We start from the raw sequence: 19,471 nt of genomic DNA, 5'->3' as shown, positions 1-19,471 counted from the left end.
TTGAACTAGATTAATAAACTCAATTGTGTATCAATAACGGTATCTCTGTAAATTAAAGTTGGAAAATAACTTATTTATTAGGAATATAGGCGATGAATTTTTGCCATACAACAACTATTCTTCGCAGTGTTTGTTCTTAATAAAACATTATTTGATCAATTTCCTTATTATTTACGCGGCGTTCAGTAATGTTTTTGTTAACTTCACAGTGATAATAAATCTGATCTAAATACTGGAGATAAATGGTAAATAATGTTTTTCCTGAAAATGAGTTAAGAAGGATAGAAAAACTGAAATCCTATGAGTTAATGGGGCTCGGGAAAGACCCGGAATTAGATGTTTTTGCGCAGGCAGCCTGTTTGATTACAGATTGTCCTGCTGCTCTAATTGCCATGATGGAACAAGAAACGCAACGTATTCAGAGTTGCGTTGGGATAGCGTTGGACACTGTGGACAGGAAGAATACCGTCTGTCAGTATACGATCATGAGTAAAGAAGTGCTCATCATTGAAGACACTTTTAACGATGTTCGCTCTTCTTCCAATCCCTTGATTCGCGAGGGAAATATCCGTTTTTACGCGGGGGTTCCGCTTTTGGACGATGATGGTGATGCGCTTGGGACAATTTGCGTGATTGATTTCCATCCCAAACAGCTTTCAGAGAAACAGGTCAGCTCCCTGGCAGAATTAGGCAAGGCAGCGACCAAGATATTACTGGGAAAGCATCGAAAAAAACAGGCGGGTTATTTCGCTGAAATTTTTCATTTGACCAACAATATCATTTGTGTTTTGGATGATATGCACAATGTTAAAGATGTTAATCCTGCATTTAGTAAAGTTTTAGGATTGTCCCGCTCGGACAGCTTAGGCAAATCTATTTTCACTTTATTGGGTGATACTGAAGAAAAATTAGCATTCAACTTGAACCGGGTAGCGGAAACAAAATACGGTATCCAAAGCAGTAGTACGACTCGAATGGAGAACGGCCAAATGGTGGAGATTGAATGGAATTTTAAATTTGATGCAGTCAACCGTGATATTTTGGCTTTTGGCAGAAATGTGACAGCGGAACGGAAAGAAAAACTGAAACTGGAAAATTCTGAGCGTAGATTCCGTAGCTTTTTTGAAAATGCCATTGGCCTGATGAGCATGCATGATATGGAAGGCAATATTTTATCAGTTAATGAAAAAGGAAGAGAGTTATTAGGTTATTCCAAAGAGGAGGTCAAAGGACTTAATCTAAAAAACTTGGTCCCGGCTCATCATGTTGCTTTAGTCGCAGATTATCTTCAACGTATTGCGAGCAACCGAGAGGATTCAGGAATGATGGTTTTGCAAACAAAAGATGGTGAAGATATCTCTTGGCTTTATCATAACATGCTAGAAACTGATGAAAATGGAAAGTCTTACGTTGTCAGCACTGCGTTAAATATGACGGATCGGCTGCGGCTTGAAAATGATCTTTTGCATACCAAGCAGATCTTAGAACAGACAAATGCTGTCGCTCAAGTTGGTGGATGGGAGGTAGACCTGGTTAACAATAAGGTCTATTGGTCGGATTCTACAAAGCTTATCCATGGTGTACCTCTTGATTTTACACCGGATTTTGAGCATGCTATCGGATTTTATGAACAGGAGAGTCAGGGCACATTGCGACGAGTATTTGAAGAGGCAATTGCTTCCAGGACACCTTATGATACGGAATTACGTCTACTAAAGCAAAGCGGCGAGTCGATTTGGGTACGCGTAAAGGGTATTCCCGAATTTGAAAATGATTTATGCAAACGTGTGTATGGAATTATACAGGATATCGATCATAGTAAATCGCTATTTCTGGAATTAGAACGCAAAGAATCGATGTTACGCGCCTTTGTAGATTACGTTCCGGCTTCTGTTGCTATGTTTGACCGTGATTTTAACTATATTTCGGTTAGTAATCAATGGTTGGAAGACTTTCATGATGGGGCCAGTTTACCGACTAATAGTAACTTTTTCGATCTTTTTCCTCATATTCCGGAAAATAGAAAAACAATATACCGCGATGCTTTGGGTGGCATACCTTATAAGAATAGGGATGAGATTATTCAGGCTGGTGGATTGGCCGAAGCGCAGCATTTCAATTGGGAAGTTAGACCATGGCATCTTGCTGATGGAAGTATCGGCGGGATCATTATTTTTACGCAGAACATAACGGAGTCAGTAAAAATAAATGATGAATTGAAATTAGCAAAAGAACTAGCCGTGCTAGCCAGTAAAGCAAAGTCCGAATTCCTGGCCAATATGAGCCACGAAATTCGAACACCTTTAAACGGGGTGATCGGATTTTCGGACTTATTGCTGAAAACGCCATTAAATGATACGCAGTTGCAGTATCTTGGCTATATCAATGAATCGGGGAATAGCTTGCTCAATATTATTAATGACATTTTGGATTTTTCAAAAATTGAATCCGGAAAACTTGAATTATTTGTTGATAAATATAATATATATGATGTAGCTAATCAGGTTATTAATGTTGTTCTCTATCAAGCCCAGCGAAAGGATGTCGAACTGCTTCTGAATATTGAGCAGGGGCTACCCGCTTTTGTTTGGATTGATGAATCACGTATCAAGCAAGTATTGGTGAATCTGTTGGGCAATGCTGTGAAGTTCACAGAAAAAGGCGAGATCGAATTTAAGATCAGTAAGCGCTATAATAGCGAGGATAAATTAGCGCTACGTTTTGAAGTCAGAGATACTGGTATTGGAATTCCGCCCGACAAGCAACAACGTATATTTGATGCTTTCACCCAAGAAGATAGTTCCGTAAGTAAACGTTATGGTGGCACCGGACTTGGTTTGACAATCTCTAACAACCTGTTGAAATATATGGGAAGCAAACTGAATTTGGTGAGCAAAATGGGCGTCGGGTCCACATTCTTCTTTGATATTGAGGTCCGATTTGAAGAACAGGAGGATATAGATACAGAACTGCCTTTAAATCGTGTCCTTGTTGTTGATGATAACGCTAATAATCGGATCATTCTTCAACATATGCTATCGTATAAGAACGTCGACTCTGTACTCGCGGCTAATGGTATGGAAGCTTTACAGTTATTGATGAAAGGTGAAAGGTTCGATGTTATTTTAATGGACTATCATATGCCGATATTATCGGGCCTAGAAACGATCGGTAAAATCAAAGAACTCTTTCTGAAGCAAGAGGAAGGCATTCCATTGATTGTGTTGCATACCTCATCGGAAGAGCATGAGGTGATTTCGGCATTCCGACAGGAAGAGCATTCTTTCTGTTTGCTTAAACCCATTAAGTCAGAAGAGTTATATTCAACACTTCGCCGAGCGATCCAGCAAAATAGGCAAGAAGCCGTCCAATCAAAAGCTAATGAAAATTTGTCTGTGTCTTCAGATTTTTATCATAAGGAAATTCAGGTCTTATTGGCAGATGATAATGCGGTCAATATGGCGCTCAATTTGCGCATTATGGCCAGTATAATGCCGGGTGCACGCCTGACAGAAGTGTCTGATGGCGCTCAGGCCATTGAGGCCTGTAGGAAGAAGACATTTGATTTTATTTTAATGGATGTTCAGATGCCTGAGGTCGATGGTATTGAAGCTACCAAACAGATTCGCCAGATTAAAGGTTACGCCGAAACACCTATAATTGGGGTTACAGCCGGTAATATTTCGGGAGAAAGGGAACGCTGTCTAGCGGCGGGGATGTCCGATTTTTTAGCTAAGCCTATTCGACAACAAGATTTGTACATAGCGTTGGATAAAGCAATATCCGGTACTCCTATTGCTGACGACGCCTCCGAATTAGCACACGGCGATCAACATTTAGACATGCATCGCTTGGATGAACAGGCCGGTGATGATCCTGCATTTTTAGCTTTTTTTCTGGATTTGGTCGTACGGGAGATAACAGGGGCTAGAAAGCAGCTACAGGTGGCAATCCATGCAGATGATTTTGTCCATGTCAAGGAGCTGCTACACAAATTGCGGGGCACTGCTTCAACAGCAGGGCTTGTCAAATTGGCCGAGATGACAAAAGAATTGGAAACAAGTTCGACCATTGAAAATGATCTTGCGAACGCTTTCAGAGCAATTGAACAAGAAATGGATATAGGTTTGGAACTCATTACAAAAATTTTAAATAAATAACGCTATGTTGATTTTAATAGCTGAAGACGACGAATTGATATTACGTACTGTTGAACACAAGTTGGTAAAAGAAGGGCACGAAGTAGTGTTGACCAGAAATGGTCGTGAAGCGATAGAGAAAATTAATGAACTGGATTTGGATTTAATTGTGACGGACATTATGATGCCTTTTGCTTCTGGTATTGAAATCCTTTCGGCGATTAAGCGTGTTGGAAAGGAGATTCCAGTCATTGTATTGTCGAGTATGGGCCAGGAGGAGGTTGTGGTCGATGCGTTCGATTTAGGAGCATCAGATTTTATGGTTAAGCCATTTAGTCCAAACGAGCTCATTCTCAGAATAAAACGCCTAAAAAATAAATAAACAATATGTATCACCATATCGCACTACATGAACTTATTCTTGCGATAGTTATCGTGTTGATCTTAGTACTGTTGTTGATTATTACAGTATTGGGTTACAGCTTCTATAGTTATCGAATACTTCATAATAAGCAATCTTGGAGAGAAATCATCGAGTATAAGATTATGGAGACAATCGTAGGGAATGATGACCGTAGTGATAGCGATAAGGAATTTGCGAAACATTTAAAGGAGCCTTCATTTCGGGCACTTTTTTTAGATGTACTGGTTGATTCGGATAGAAAATTTTCTGGTGGTGCTAAACAATCGATTAATAGGCTGTTTCGTGATTTTGAACTCGAGGATGAAGCCTGGCGGAAACTCAGGCATCGCAGCGGCTATTTGGTAGCCGGCGGTGTTCAGGAGCTTGCAGCGATGAATGTTGAAGCTGCAATACCTGAAATCATGGCGAAGTTAAACGATCCCCGAACTGCCGTTTATCAGGAGGCCCAATATGCAATTGTCAGTTTTAAGGGATACGAAGGCCTTGGCTTTTTGGAGCATTTCGATAAGCCGTTATCAGATTGGCAACAGTTGCGCTTATTGTATTCCATTCATGATATACCGGAACAATCTGATTTGCAAGTTGATCATTGGATTAATAGCACAAATGATTCGGTTGTCATATTCACTTTACGTCTAATCCGAAAATTCAGATTGATGACCCTCTATACGGCGGTTCATAACCTGTTGGCTCACCCATCGACGATGGTTCGTGTACAGGCTGTAAGAACTTTACAAGCCATCGAGCATCGTGGGACAATTCAGCAATTTATACAAAGTTTCGATCTGCAGCCACTCGCAGTGCAGAATGAGATTCTGAAAGCGATGAAGATAGCCAAGAGTAAAGAAAGCGAGCATTTTCTTAAAGAACTACTGTGGAATCATCCCCAAGTATCAATTAAAATTTCTGCCGCCGAAGTACTTGTCGTTCTTGGAGAAGAACACTATTTGCAGGAGGTATCACAAGCTGGAGATACCTACGACGAACTTAGACGAATTATTAAACACGCTTTGCAAGAGAAAAAATGTTAGAGTTTTCCCATATCGTATATGAAATTATAGTTTGGTTATTTTTGCTTTATTCCGGGGCGGTATTTCTTATTTATACTTGGATAGGATTATATGCTTATGGAGCTGTGTTTCGTTACAAACATGATAATACGTTTACGGACTATAGTATTATTGCCACCAATCCCAATGCTCCTACATTCAGTCTGATTGCACCAGCCTATAACGAGGGCATGACCATCGTTGAGAATGTGCGGTCCTTATTGTCGTTGTATTACCATAATCTAGAAATTATTATCGTAAATGATGGGAGTAAGGATGATTCTATATCAAAATTGATCACGTCTTATGAACTTGAACCGACGTCTTTCTTTGTTCAAGGAAACATTGAGACGAAGGAGATACGGGGAATCTATAAAAGTAAAAACCCGGCTTTTAAGAAGCTGATTGTTGTAGACAAAGCGAATGGCGGCAAGGCGGACGCGCTTAACGTTGGGGTGAATATCTCTTCTGGAGATTATATCGTTTGTATTGATGTGGATTGTATTTTAGAACAGGATGCGATTTTAAAATTAGCGAAGCCATTTCTAGAACAAACTGACAAACGCGTTATCGCTTGCGGTGGCGTTATCCGTTTGGCCAACAACTGTAACGTCGTGGATGGGTCTGTTGTGGATGTTAATTTGCCAAAGTCTTGGTTGGGGCGCACGCAAGCTTTAGAATATATCCGTGCTTTCATTTTAGGGCGAATGGCTTGGTCTAGAGCTTCGGGATTAATTCTGATTTCAGGTGCATTTGGCGCTTTTAACCGGGAGATTGTGTTGGCTTGCGGAGGCTATGACCGAAATACGGTTGGGGAGGATATGGAGCTTGTTGTTCGTATGCGTCGCTATATGGAAGAGCAAAAGCAGGCTTACGAGGTCGTTAATATTCCTGATCCCTTATGCTGGACGGAGGTGCCAGAATCTAAAGAGGTACTACGTAAGCAGCGCAATCGTTGGATGCGCGGCACGATGGAAACCTTATGGAAGCATCGTAAACTCATGTTCAATCCGAAGTATGGTCGGTTCGGTATGGTTAGCATGCCTTATTGGTTTTTCTTTGAATTTTTGGGGCCTATTGTCGAATTTACGGGTTACATTGTTTTTCTAATCTTTTTTATACTCGGAATCATCAACTGGCCATTTTTCTTCGCACTTTTTGCACTGGTAATTGCTTCGGGAATTTTGTATTCCATCTATGCCATCCTGATTGATCTTGTTAGCCACCAGGTCTATTCAAAGAAGCGGGACCTTTCGACGTTAATAACTACCGCTATTCTAGAACCATTTTACTTTCACCCTATTGTCGTTAAAGCTGGAGTCCAGGGGGTTGTTGATTACTTTCGCAAGCAGCATGGCTGGGGAGAAATGACACGACAAGGCTTTCAACAAAAAGATGCCAATGAGTCGGTTTGGAAATACCTCGGTCACCGATTAAATCTGTCGTTAAAAAGCTTAGGACCTGTGATGTTGGTTGCCTTTGCCTTGTATATGTTATCCGTTGGTGTAGAATGGTGGTGGTACGGTCGTCGATTTTCTCAGCTTTCGGAGGTCCACGCAGGCAAATACCTATTTTTGGATAACATCCTGTTTATCTTTCAAGCCTTAGCGTGTTTGGGAATAGGCTATTTATTGCTACAATTCTTAAGCAGATTTTGGGCGAGGCTTCTTTTGATCATTTCGTTCTCGCTTATTGTTGTTATGCAGTTCATCTTATTTCTGTATTTTGGCGAATCGAGAAATTTGCTTGGGGCTGATATGTTCTATTACAGTTCGGAAGAGATGAAGCAAATTTTGGAGGCTAGCGGTATGTTGAGTTTTACCAATATTGCTTTACTTTTATTATTGATCGCAATTTCTTGGGTTCCGCTTTGGATTGCCAATAAAAAGACATTCAAAAAAAACTATGTTAGTATTGCACTCTTATCTTTGGGGATCATATCGTTTTTCATTAGTTCGGCTTCGCTTTTAGGGGGTCGCTCCGATAACGATGAATTCGTAGCCAATGCAAGCCGGAGTAAATGGCGTTATTTCTTCAATTCCAATTTATCAAATTATGTGGATGAACACCCGGGTATGCTCGCAATGTTCCATAAAGAGGAGGATACAAAGGTGTTGGATACTAAATTTCCTTTTTTGAAAAAAGAAGATACCAAAGATTTTCTAGGAACACACCTTCAGAAAACGACGAAAGTGCCCAATTTAGTTATTCTCGTCATTGAGGGGCTAGGGCATGCCTATAGCGCTGAGAATGGCTATATCGGTAACTTTACGCCATTTATCGGTAAACTGAAGCAGCAATCGCTGTATTGGGACAATAACATGAGTTCTTCAGGACGGACATTTTCTGTTCTGCCTACGATAACAGGCTCACTACCTTTTGCTATGCACGGTTTTTTAGAGCAAGATACCTTACCAGACAATTTCAATCTATTTAATATTCTAAAGAGCAACGGATTTAATACTGGTTTTTTCTATGGCGGTCATTCAAATTTTGACTTCATGAAGAAGTTCATGGATTATAATAAAATTGATATGCTCATCGATCAGGAAGCATTTGGTCCTCCATATAAGAAATTGCCTGAAAAGGGGGGAGAAAGTTGGGGATATGAAGACCAAGCTGTATTTAGTAAGCTTCTTGAAGTACAGAAAGTGCAGCAACAACCTTATTTCCATGTGCTTTTGACGCTCTCTACACATAATCCATTTTTGATTAATAATGCGGCCCATTATGAGCAATTATTTGATCAACGTATGGTGACATTGAACCTTACGGCCGAGCAGAAAAAGTGGGCTTTAGAAAACCGTACGCAGCTGGTCTCAGTGTTGAATTTGGATGATGCGATGGAACAATTTTTTGAATCTTACAAAAAGAGAGCAGATTTTGCAAATACGATTTTTGTCATAACTGGAGACCACGCAATGCCTGAGATACCGTTACAAAGCAAAATCGATCGTTATCATGTTCCTTTGTTGATTTATTCACCACTTTTAAAAGGGCCAAAGACTTTTCATCATTTTGTTAGCCATTTTGATGTCGCGCCATCTATATTGGCCTACTATCGAGAAAACTTTGGAGTTAAAACTCCCGGTCAAGTTACTTGGATAGGTGCGGGCCTTGACAAAGGGGCATCTGCACAAGGTGATGGCATCGGTATGATGCAGAGCAAAAATCAGTTGATTGATTTTGTAAGGGGTAATTATCATCTTTCTGATGGACAACTGTATCAGTTGGATGGTGTGTTCAATGAAGACGTGGCCTCGGATAATGCGAAAGAGGAGGTTACAAGGCGCTTTGAATTATTTAAGCGCAAAAATAAGCTATTCTATACAGAGAAGCGGCTCATTCCGGATAGCGTCTATACCAACTATTTCAAACGGACAGGAAACCGCTAGAATTTTCGAATATAGCCTAGGATGATGTCTAGTTGATTTCCTTTTTCTTTGGGACGGAATTCTTGGTTATAATAGGTGCCCGAAATTGAAAACAGATTACTTTGCTTAACAGAGAAATTATATTCAGCACCTACTTTAAATGTTTTTAATTTATAGGAAGCGTTGTCCAATAGATTATTTCGGTTTTCCTCAGGGCTCAAACCCGTTCCGGCGCTAAATCCGAAGTAATCGTTTGCTCCTTTTGTATAATAGCGGACTGTTCCGGTATACGATTGGGAAATATTCTTTTCGCCTGGAGTAAGGTAAGTCCTTAGATTGAACCACAAGTTTTGGTAATATTTTCCGACTGAAGCTGTGTACATCCAGATGTTGTCACTAAAATAGAGCTGACGATATCCGATTTCCCCCTCAAAGCTGTTCGGAAGATTGGCATAGAGAGACACACCAGTTCTATATTTCGCAAAAATCCCCACATTATTGGAATAGCCTGCTCCGACATAAAGGTAAAATATCTTTGAAAGCCGTGGGTAAGCCTCCATCTCAAATTGGACGCCATTTTCTGCAAATTTATTCGCATAGTTAGTTCTGAAAATTACAGATCCTATTGCTGTTGCCCGTTTATAACTTAATCCAACAATGTGCCAATTGTGATCAAACTGTTTGTCAAAATAGACAAAATTGTACGTCAGACCGATTGCATTTTTAGCGGTATACTCTTCAATATTTTTTGTCAATGCTCTGGCCTCCGTATTTTTTGGATTAATTTCCAACAAACTATGAATTGCCTTTTCGGCAGTTTCGTATTGATCGTTGCCATAGCTTATTTTGCCTTTTAGCAATAGTAAATCCTGAGACTGCGGATGTATGCGTAGCCCTTTATCGGTAATTGCAATTGCTCTTTCAGCCTGGTCGTTCCAATACTCAAGCGAAGCGTACGCCAAAAAGAAATCTTCATCAGTGGTATTTTTTCTATCCAGTTCCGTAAAGATGGCCCTTGCCGAATCTATCTTATCTGACCAGGTATAAATGCGCGCTAAAAAAATGTTGATATCCGTGTAGTCCGGTGCTTGAAGTAGCGCCTGCTTGGATAATTGAATCGCTTGTGGATAATCTTTTGATTCAAAAGCAACCTTTCGCGCTTTAGCAAAGAGATCATCGGCAGTGAGTTTTGTCTCTTGCGCCATGGAGAATAAAGGTATTAGTGATAGTAATGGATAAATTACTTTTTTCATTCCGGATTGTATAGTTGACATTTAAGCTTGCTAATATATAAACTAAAATTAGCAAAATTTGTTTGTGCACTGTGGTTTTAAATAAATTTTGCGCGCTCGTGAATCCTTCTAAACCATTTATGGGATACCATTTGAGACGACATTTAGAATGAGAGTTTAGAAAACCGCCAATTTAAGGTATCGATAATGGTTAACTGGTTGCTGTCTACAGGTAAACCGGTTATGATCTTAAGTACCTGCATAGCCATCATGCTACCTATGATCCCTGGCAGGGGGCCTAGTACTCCATTTTTATCGCAATTTGGAACCTGATCGGGGTTTGGGGGAGTGGGAAAGATGTCCAGAAGGTGTTTACTGCCTTCAAAGTTAAAAACTGCCAGCTGTCCTTCAAAGCCGTGGATGCTCCCATATACCAAGGGTTTATCGAGTTTCAAGCAAATTTGATTCAGTAAGTAACGTGTCGAGAAGTTATCCGAGCAATCTACTACTATTTGATAGGGAGCAAGAATTGCAGCCGCGTTGTTCGGTTCTATCTTCACCTGAACCGTATGAAAATCAATTGTACTATTATGCTGTCGAATATAGTCTTGGGCACTTTCGGTTTTAGTTTTGTGAATGTTGTTTTCGGAGTGTATGATCTGTCTATTTAGATTGTGGATTTCAACATGGTCAAAATCAGCCAGGCCAAGTTTACCTATACCTGCAGCGGCTAAATATTGAAGGACGGGACTTCCGAGTCCCCCTGCGCCAACAATCAATACCTTGGCATCCATGATTTTTCTTTGTCCTGAGACGCCAATTTCATCGATAAAAATCTGCCGGCTATAGCGCTCAAAAATATTGTCTTTTTTCATTTATTTAACGTACTATGCCAGCGAAATTGGTTTCCCAGTCCTTCATCACCGGCGAGTATCCCATTTTTCGGATTTGACTTTTTATGGTTTCCATATCCCTTTCATCGCTTACTTCAAATTGTTCTAAAGCTTGTGGATCGACAACATAGCCCCCGGGATTTGTTTTTGATGCAGCGCTCATCGTCGTTACTCCAATGGGTATAATATGATCTCTAAAAGTTTCGTTTTCCCTTGTGGAAATAGAGATTTCCAAATTTTCATTCCACAGGCGATATGCACAGATCAGCTGCAGTAGATCGCGGTCGGCCAAATGAAAATTTGGTTCCAAAGAGCCAGCAGCTGGACGCAGGCGTGGAAAGGAAATTGAATAACGAGTCTGCCAATAATGTTTTTGTAAATAAGCAATGTGTGCGGCGGTAAAGAAACTGTCCACCCGCCAGTCTTCGAGCCCCAGTAATACACCCAATCCGATTTTATGGATGCCTGCCCGGCCTATACGATCAGGTGTATCCAAACGATAATCAAAATTTGACTTTTTTCCTTTGGGATGATATTGCCTATAAACTTCCCGTTGGTATGTCTCCTGATAAACCAAGATGGCATATACGCCAGCGGCCTGCAATAACTCGTACTCGGATTGTTCCAACGGTTGTACCTCAATGGATATCTGGGAAAAATGGGACTTTAGAAGTTGAATAGCATGTAGGAAATAATTGATTTCAACAGTTTTGTTAGCTTCTCCGCTAACGAGGAGGATATGGTTGACTCCCATAGCTTTAAGTGCCATCGCTTCCAGTAACAACTCGGTATCGCTAAGCGTCTTTCGTCTGATTTTGTTGTCCATGCTGAAACCACAATAGGTACAAATATTTTGGCACTCATTGCTGAGGTAAAGGGGAGCATACAGCTGAATAGTTTTGCCGAATCGGCGCTGTGTGAGTTGTTGTGTCTTTTGAGCCATTTGTTCCAGATATGGAGCCGCTGCCGGAGCGGTAAGTGTGCCAAAATCATATAGGGTCAAATGATCCTTATTTAGCACATGCTGTACATCCCGATCTGTAGTGCTGTAAATTTGCATTTGGATTTCATCCCAGGAGTATTGATTGAAAAGCATTTTAAAATCGGTCATAAGGCAATGATTAGTCTAACAAAAATGAAGTTAACGGGCTCGAAGCGACGGCATGTGCTCCGACCTTTCCTAAGCCGGCCTCATAGGCTCTTCGGCCAGCTGTAACCGCTTCTTTGAATGCTGCGGCCATGCGTACGGGGTTATTGGAAATGGCAATTGCCGTATTCACTAAAACAGCGTCTGCTCCGATTTCCATAGCTTTGGCGGCATCGGAAGGCGCTCCGATGCCAGCATCTATAACGACGGGTACATTACTTTGTTCAATGATAATTTCAAGAAAGTCCATAGTACGAAGTCCTTTATTACTGCCAATAGGAGCACCTAGAGGCATAACTGCTGCTGTGCCTGCATTTTCCAGCCTTTTACAAAGTACTGGATCTGCATGGATATAAGGCATGACGACGAACCCCAATTTGGCCAACGATTCAGTTGCACGTAAGGTTTCAATGGGATCAGGTAATAGATAGCGAGGATCGGGATGAATTTCCAACTTTACCCAGTTTGTTTCCAAAGCCTCTCGTGCAAGTTGGGCTGCGAGTACCGCTTCTTTAGCAGTACGTGCTCCCGAGGTATTGGGAAGCAAATGAATATTTTTCAGATGGAGGGCATTCAGGATATTGTCGTCTACGGTGTTCTGATCGATGCGTTTGAGGGCCACGGTAACCAACTGGGAAGCCGAAGATTCAATGGCATGGCTCATTTCTGTGAGACTGCCGAACTTGCCCGTACCCAAAAATAACCTTGATTCAAATACGCGATCGGCTATGGTTAAATTGCTCATATTAAAATTTTGTTGATTGATGAAACGATTGCTGGATTATAGGTTATACGAGCGGAAATTGCAACTCCATAAACTCCAGTTTGTAATAGCTGTTGAATGTCGTCGAGGTGGGCTATACCGCCTATGGCGAATATCGGGATAGGGGATAACCCTTCTCGTCTGACCTGCCTAATGATATTTTCATATCCGTCAAGCCCCAATACGGGACTTAGTTTTTGTTTTGTTGTCGTAAATCGGAATGGTCCAAGCCCGATATAGTCACAATTTTCCGTTATTCTTTGATTTACATCTGTAAAGCTATTGGCAGTACCGCCAATTATTTTTCCTGGCCCCAATAGCTTCCTTGCCGCAGCGATACTGCCGTCCTCCAGTCCGAGATGTACGCCGTCTGCGTCTACAGCCGCTGCAAGCGCAGGATGATCATTGATGATACAGGTGGCGCCGTATAGCGAACACACGTTTTTGATCTTTTCTGCCAATGTGTAAAGATGCTCTTGGCGAGCTCCTTTCCACCTAACTTGTATCCATTTGACACCAGCATCAAGAGCTTTTAAAATATTATCTTTTTGTGCATCTAATGTTTGTCCTTGTGATATGTATTGGAGTTTTTCCATAGTTTTTGTTGACATGCAATGAAATTTTGAATTGGGTCTGGATGCTGCCATAAAGCGCCATACAAAGCAATTCCATCTGCCCCTTCCTGCAATGGCAGGAGGCAGTTAGCTTGGTTTATACCGCCAAGTGCTATCAGACGAACCGTAAAATTAACGCGTTTTGGAAGTTGATTCAGTTGGGCATTATCTCGTCCGTATCCTTTTTTTGAAATACTTGGAAATATTGGACTGAGAAGAGCATAAGCCCAGCATTCATCCAGTTTGTTGAATGCCAGGATATCATGTACAGATGTTGAGCAAATAATTGGAGCGTTCATCTGACTGGAGGGGCTATGCTGTCTACTCCATTCATTTATATGAATGCGTGCGATCCCAAGTTCAGCCGACAGGTGAGGGTGGGAATGGAGGACCAACTTTTCAAGATATGCAGGATCTATTGATTCTACATATCTTGCCATTTGTAAGTCTGTAAAATGATATTTGCGTAAGTGCAGGAAATCGAGTCCCTTTTCAAAAAGTGTATGGAGAACCGCTTTTTCGGTATCTATGGTCTCTTCTGGCGTTAGTGCAATGATCATGAATAGATTTCTTTACCCTGTGCGATAAATTCTTGGGATTTTTCAAGCATACCCTGCGCTGCACTATCCCGTATTTCTTGCGTAATTTTCATGGAGCAAAATTTGGGGCCGCACATGGAACAGAAATGAGCGACTTTAGCTGCATCTGCAGGCAAGGTTTCGTCATGATATTCCCGTGCGGTATCCGGATCTAGGGACAGATTGAATTGATCTTCCCATCTGAATTCAAATCTTGCTTTACTTAAAGCATTGTCACGATACTGTGCTCCAGGGTGTCCTTTGGCCAAATCGGCAGCATGCGCGGCTAGTTTGTACGTGATGACACCATCTTTAACATCTTTTTTATTTGGTAGTCCGAGGTGTTCTTTTGGGGTGACATAACAAAGCATGGCACAACCGTACCAACCGATCATCGCGGCTCCAATGGCCGAAGTAATATGGTCATACCCCGGAGCAATATCAGTGGTAAGCGGGCCTAAGGTATAAAATGGAGCTTCATTACAACATTCCAGTTGTTTGTCCATATTTTCTTTGATCAGTTGCATTGGGACGTGACCGGGGCCCTCTATCATTACCTGAACATCGTGTTTCCAGGCGATCTTCGCAAGTTCACCCAATGTTTCGAGTTCAGCAAATTGAGCCGCATCGTTGGCGTCCGCAATAGCTCCAGGGCGAAGACCATCGCCAAGCGAAAAAGCGACGTCATATTGTTTCATAATCGAGCAGATTTCCTCAAAATGGGTATAAAGAAAGTTTTCTTTGTGGTGAAAAAGACACCATTTAGCCATGATGGAACCACCTCTTGAGACGATACCAGTTACCCTTGAAGCTGTAAGATGAATATAGCGAAGCAGTACACCTGCATGTATAGTAAAGTATGAAACACCTTGTTCTGCCTGTTCGATCAAGGTGTCTTTAAATATCTCCCAAGTAAGGTCTTCGGCTACCCCTTTTACTTTTTCTAATGCTTGATAGATTGGTACGGTGCCGATTGGAACGGGTGAATTGCGGATGATCCACTCGCGGGTTTCATGAATATTTTTACCTGTGGAGAGATCCATGATGGTGTCGGCCCCCCAACGGCAGGCCCAAACCGCTTTCTCAACTTCCTCTTCGATACTCGAGCTAACAGCACTATTGCCAATGTTGGCATTGATCTTAACCAGGAAATTACGGCCAATGATCATCGGTTCACTTTCAGGGTGATTGATATTATTGGGAATGATCGCTCTTCCGGCAGCGATTTCTTCGCGGACAAACTCGGGAGTAATCTTTTTTTTAGGTGTTCTGGCACCAAAGTTTTCACCTGTATGCTGATGATCCATTCCAGGTGTGGTGGCTACTAGCTGCTCGATACGTTGATTTTCCCGGATAGCTACGTACTCCATTTCGGGGGTAATGATGCCTTTCTTTGCATAATGTAATTGGGTGACATTTCCGCCAGAAGTGGCCACCTTCGGTTTATGACTATAGGCAAATCGGAGCGCATCAAGCGTTGGGTCACAGAGCCTTTTTTGTCCGTATTGGGATGTGATGTTGGCTAGCTGGGTCACGTCCTGGCGATTCAATATCCATTGTTCGCGAAGCCGCGGGAGACCTTTTCGGATATCGATCTGAAAATCCTCATCGGTATATGGACCAGAGGTATCGTAGATTGTGATAGGGGGATTAATTTCTACTTGCGCATTGCTCAATTTGGTTGGACTTAAAGAAATTTGTCGCATAGCAACTTGAATAGGAAATAGCGTTCCAGGTACAAAAATTTTCTTTGAATTGGGAAAAGGGGATTGCGTAATTGTTTCAGCTGTCATTTTTCTGAATTGAAGTGAATGATTAGGGTGATTTTTTTGAAATCATTATCCGCCTTGCGATGCGGTTATTAAGATGATTTGATCGTGAGGATTGAGTGTTGTTGTAGCCCAATCTTCCTTGGGTATAACATGGTTGTTGATGGCAGCGGCAACACCTTGGGTTTTGCCAGATAATTCCAAGACCAATAGTTCCTCAAGTGAAAGAGGGGCGGGGTCGAAAAATCGAATTTGATGGTTTATTGTAAGTTCCATTCCTTAATTTTTTTGGTTAAACTTTAGGAATGGCTACACGAAGGTACAGCAATGCACCTGTTAGACAGCTCACTTTTCCCTACGCCAGTATGATCCGGATCAGGTTCTAAGGGTAAAATCTCAGCCTGCACAAGCAGACACCCCTAAAGTTAAAACGAAGATAGTATTATTTTTGTGAAAGTTGCAAGAATTTTAATTTAAATGCCTCACAGATAGATCAGGAAAGTGCAGGTCGCGATTTGGGAAATATTTAATATATTCGTTTTTTAATCAGCTAAAACAATTTAACAGTTACCGACAATTATACCCTTTAATGCGTAGGATTTTATTGACAATACTATTGTGTATGGCATGTACTGCATATGCACAATCTAAGAATAACTGCACTGCTGTACAGTTGACATGCGAACATCTGGTCAATCCGCTAGGCATTGACCCATCCCGTCCGAGACTAAGCTGGCGCCTTGAAGACCAGCGAAGGGACGCTTTACAACAAGCTTATCAGATTCTTTTAGGGCAAGATTCTCTTGCATTGTTACACGGGGCAAAAGCGCATTGGGACAGTGGAAAGCAGCTAAGTTCGGCGATGTTGGTGCAATATAATGGTACCGAGTTAAAACCGCGGACAAAATACTTTTGGCGAGTTAAAGTATGGGACCGAGACGGCATTTCCAGCGTTTCAGCAATAGCATCTTTCGAGACTGGAATGATGGGGAAGGATCTTTGGACAGGAAAATGGATCAGTGACAATAAAGATATCAATGCGCGCAACGCTCCGTATTTTAGGACTGAATTCACTGCCAAGAAGCGAATAAAATCGGCTCGTGCTTATGTTGCTGCTGCCGGATTATATGAACTTTCTATTAATGGCGTGCGCATTGGAGACCACCGTCTTGATCCCATGTATACGCGATTTGATCGTCGAACACTGTATGTGGTAGAGGATGTTACCGGACAACTTCAACAAGGTGCGAACGCGATTGGCGTCGTTTTGGGAAATGGATGGTATAATCATCAACCGCTGGCGGTATGGAACTTTCATCAAGCCCCATGGCGAAATCGGCCAACATTCTGTTTGGAGCTTAAAATCGAGTATACAGACGGCACACAGGAAACGGTCGTTTCAGATAAGCAGTGGAAAACAGCTTCCGGTCCAATTATCTATAACAATATTTACACGGGTGAGCATTACGATGCTCGAATTGACATGCCCGGGTGGGATATGCCAAAATTTGAAGATTCAGCCTGGCAGGCCGTTCAATATAGAACTGCTCCATCTACCTATATCGTTTCTCAACAAATGGTTCCGATTCGACTGGGAAAAGTATTCAGACCAAAATCAGTCACAAAGATTGACCACCGTACGTATGTTTTCGATATGGGGCAGAATATGGCGGGGATTACAAGGATTCAGGTAAAGGGGCCGAGGGGTACTGTTCTGCGTATTAAGCATGGTGAACGGTTACAGTCTGATGGCCGACTCGATCAGTCCAATATCGATGTTTACTATCTTGGCGATAAGGAAAGCGAGCCATTTCAGACGGATATACTAACCTTAAGTGGTCGCGATGATGAGTTTATGGCTAAATTTGGTTATAAAGGCTTTCGTTATGTCGAGGTTAGCAGCAGCGCGGCGATAGCTTTGGATAATTCTGCTGTGACTGCCTATTTTATGCACAGCGATGTTGAACCTATCGGACAGCTTAAAACATCCTCGGAATTGATTAACAAACTATGGAAAGCGACCAACAATGCCTATTTGTCGAATTTGATGGGGTATCCTACGGACTGCCCGCAACGCGAAAAAAATGGTTGGACAGGGGATGGTCACCTGGCGATTGAAACTGCCCTGTATAATTTTGACGGTATTACAGTTTATGAAAAATGGCTGGCCGATCATCGTGATGAGCAACATGAGAATGGCGTATTACCAGATATTATTCCAACGGGTGGATGGGGGTATGGTACTGCGAATGGTCTTGACTGGACAAGCACCATCGCCATTATCCCTTGGCAGATCTATCAGTTTTATGGTGATCCGCGTGCATTGGAAGAATGCTACGATAATATTAAACGCTATGTCGATTATGTCGACGGCATCAGCCCCTCAGGCCTTACTACTTTTGGACGCGGAGATTGGGTTCCAGTTAAGGCTCAGTCCAATTTGGAACTGACGTCATCTGTTTATTTCTATGCTGATGCGACCATTTTGGCTGCAGCTGCAAAGTTGTTCGGAAAAACGGCAGACCATCAAAAATATGATCAACTTAGCAAAAGAATCAAGGCGGCAATTAATGCGAGATTTTTGAATGTTTCTAGTGGAATTTATAACAATGGAACACAGACGGAATTGAGTGTACCGCTCTATTGGGGAGTTGTCCCTGACGAAATGAAAGCGAGGGTTGCGGCCAATCTAAATAGGAAAGTTGAAGAGGCTCACTTTCACTTGGACGTAGGGGTATTGGGAGCAAAAGCCCTCTTGAATGCATTGAAAGATAACGGGTATGGGATTACCGCGTATAAAGTTGCGGTACAAGATACCTATCCGTCTTGGGGATGGTGGATTGTCAATGGGGCGACAACACTGTTAGAGAACTGGGATTTAAAAGCAACTCGGGATATTTCGGACAACCACATGATGTTTGGTGAAATTGGTGGCTGGTTTTTTAAATCTATCGGCGGGATTCTTCCTGATCCCGAACAACCTGGATTCAAAAACATACTGTTGAAGCCTATTTTTCCTCAGGAATTGAAAGAATCATCCATTTCTTACGAATCACCCTATGGTAAAATTTTATCTCATTGGAAATTAAGTGGTAATAAGATTGTATATGATGTTCAGATACCTCCAAATGCGAAGGCGACATTTTATCCTCCAAATAATGTAAGCAATGGTAATATTATTGCATTGAAGGCTGGTAAACACCGGTTGGAATTGGAACTCAAGTAACATTTTACTGGTATCAATCCTATTGTTTTTGATTGATACCAGCAAAAATATTTTATATTTGGAAGAAATACGTGGAACGATTTTACCTTTTTGAATTCATCTTCCAATATAGGAAATTGGAGTCAATCGTATCAAAATGAAATTTTCATCTTTTGGAAACTTGTCGTAATTAGTTGCAACCAAAAAAATAGAATATTTTTAAAGGCGTTCTTTGTCGGATAAATTGACTGTCTAAGTCATTATAGCGACGAGGAAATAAATAC

At 41.6% G+C, this 19,471-nt stretch carries 13 protein-coding genes and 1 riboswitch; of the genes, 5 read left to right on the top strand and 8 right to left on the bottom strand.

Going from position 1 to position 19,471, the window contains the following annotated elements:
- Window positions 1–242 precede the first annotated feature (242 nt).
- From B3139_RS00475 to B3139_RS00460, 4 genes are read left to right on the top strand one after another with little or no spacing between them, the layout of a single operon-like run.
- Window positions 243–4,160: a response regulator gene (locus B3139_RS00475; RefSeq protein ID WP_293879162.1), complete on the top strand. Its 3,918-nt coding sequence runs from the start codon at window positions 243–245 to the stop codon at window positions 4,158–4,160.
- A gap of 4 nt (window positions 4,161–4,164) precedes the next feature.
- Window positions 4,165–4,521, top strand: a complete 357-nt coding sequence (locus B3139_RS00470) for a response regulator transcription factor (protein ID WP_209574302.1) — start codon at window positions 4,165–4,167, stop codon at window positions 4,519–4,521.
- A gap of 5 nt (window positions 4,522–4,526) precedes the next feature.
- Window positions 4,527–5,594, top strand: coding sequence for a HEAT repeat domain-containing protein (locus B3139_RS00465; protein WP_293879159.1), 1,068 nt, complete (start codon window positions 4,527–4,529; stop codon window positions 5,592–5,594).
- Entirely contained in the window at window positions 5,588–9,007 is a 3,420-nt protein-coding gene (locus B3139_RS00460) for a sulfatase-like hydrolase/transferase (protein ID WP_293879157.1), read from the top strand. The genes B3139_RS00465 and B3139_RS00460 overlap by 7 nt, the downstream gene beginning before the upstream one ends.
- On the opposite strand, the gene B3139_RS00455 is transcribed toward B3139_RS00460, so the two are convergent.
- The 8 genes from B3139_RS00455 to thiS form a co-directional block, all read right to left on the bottom strand.
- Window positions 9,004–10,239 (bottom strand): YaiO family outer membrane beta-barrel protein, encoded by a 1,236-nt coding sequence (locus B3139_RS00455; protein WP_293879155.1) that lies wholly within the window; start codon window positions 10,237–10,239, stop codon window positions 9,004–9,006. The genes B3139_RS00460 and B3139_RS00455 overlap by 4 nt on opposite strands.
- Before the next feature lie 143 nt (window positions 10,240–10,382).
- On the bottom strand, window positions 10,383–11,093 hold the full coding sequence (locus B3139_RS00450; RefSeq protein ID WP_293879153.1) for a HesA/MoeB/ThiF family protein: 711 nt from the start codon (window positions 11,091–11,093) through the stop codon (window positions 10,383–10,385).
- Window positions 11,094–11,097: 4 nt separating this feature from the next.
- Window positions 11,098–12,222 (bottom strand): 2-iminoacetate synthase ThiH, encoded by a 1,125-nt coding sequence (gene thiH / locus B3139_RS00445; RefSeq protein ID WP_293879151.1) that lies wholly within the window; start codon window positions 12,220–12,222, stop codon window positions 11,098–11,100.
- Window positions 12,223–12,232: 10 nt separating this feature from the next.
- Window positions 12,233–13,003 carry a thiazole synthase gene (locus B3139_RS00440; protein WP_293879149.1) on the bottom strand — a complete coding sequence of 257 codons (771 nt, stop codon included), beginning with the start codon at window positions 13,001–13,003 and terminating at the stop codon, window positions 12,233–12,235.
- A complete protein-coding gene (gene thiE / locus B3139_RS00435) occupies window positions 13,000–13,632 on the bottom strand; it encodes a thiamine phosphate synthase (protein WP_293879147.1) in 633 nt (210 codons plus the stop codon). Before thiE ends, B3139_RS00440 begins: the two co-directional genes overlap by 4 nt.
- Window positions 13,578–14,195 carry a thiamine phosphate synthase gene (locus B3139_RS00430; RefSeq protein ID WP_293879145.1) on the bottom strand — a complete coding sequence of 206 codons (618 nt, stop codon included), beginning with the start codon at window positions 14,193–14,195 and terminating at the stop codon, window positions 13,578–13,580. Before B3139_RS00430 ends, thiE begins: the two co-directional genes overlap by 55 nt.
- Window positions 14,192–16,006, bottom strand: a complete 1,815-nt coding sequence (gene thiC / locus B3139_RS00425; protein ID WP_293879143.1) for a phosphomethylpyrimidine synthase ThiC — start codon at window positions 16,004–16,006, stop codon at window positions 14,192–14,194. The genes B3139_RS00430 and thiC overlap by 4 nt, the downstream gene beginning before the upstream one ends.
- A 45-nt stretch (window positions 16,007–16,051) precedes the next feature.
- Window positions 16,052–16,258, bottom strand: coding sequence for a sulfur carrier protein ThiS (gene thiS / locus B3139_RS00420; protein ID WP_293879141.1), 207 nt, complete (start codon window positions 16,256–16,258; stop codon window positions 16,052–16,054).
- Window positions 16,259–16,317: 59 nt separating this feature from the next.
- Window positions 16,318–16,413: riboswitch (TPP riboswitch) on the bottom strand.
- A gap of 191 nt (window positions 16,414–16,604) precedes the next feature.
- On the opposite strand from thiS, the gene B3139_RS00415 reads away from it, so the two are divergent.
- On the top strand, window positions 16,605–19,208 hold the full coding sequence (locus B3139_RS00415; protein WP_293879139.1) for an alpha-L-rhamnosidase: 2,604 nt from the start codon (window positions 16,605–16,607) through the stop codon (window positions 19,206–19,208).
- Window positions 19,209–19,471: the final 263 nt, after the last annotated feature.

The sequence above is a fragment of the Sphingobacterium sp. UBA1498 genome (assembly GCF_002325125.1).
Taxonomy (GTDB): domain Bacteria; phylum Bacteroidota; class Bacteroidia; order Sphingobacteriales; family Sphingobacteriaceae; genus Sphingobacterium.
This window is presented reverse-complemented; position numbering and strand designations above follow the sequence as displayed.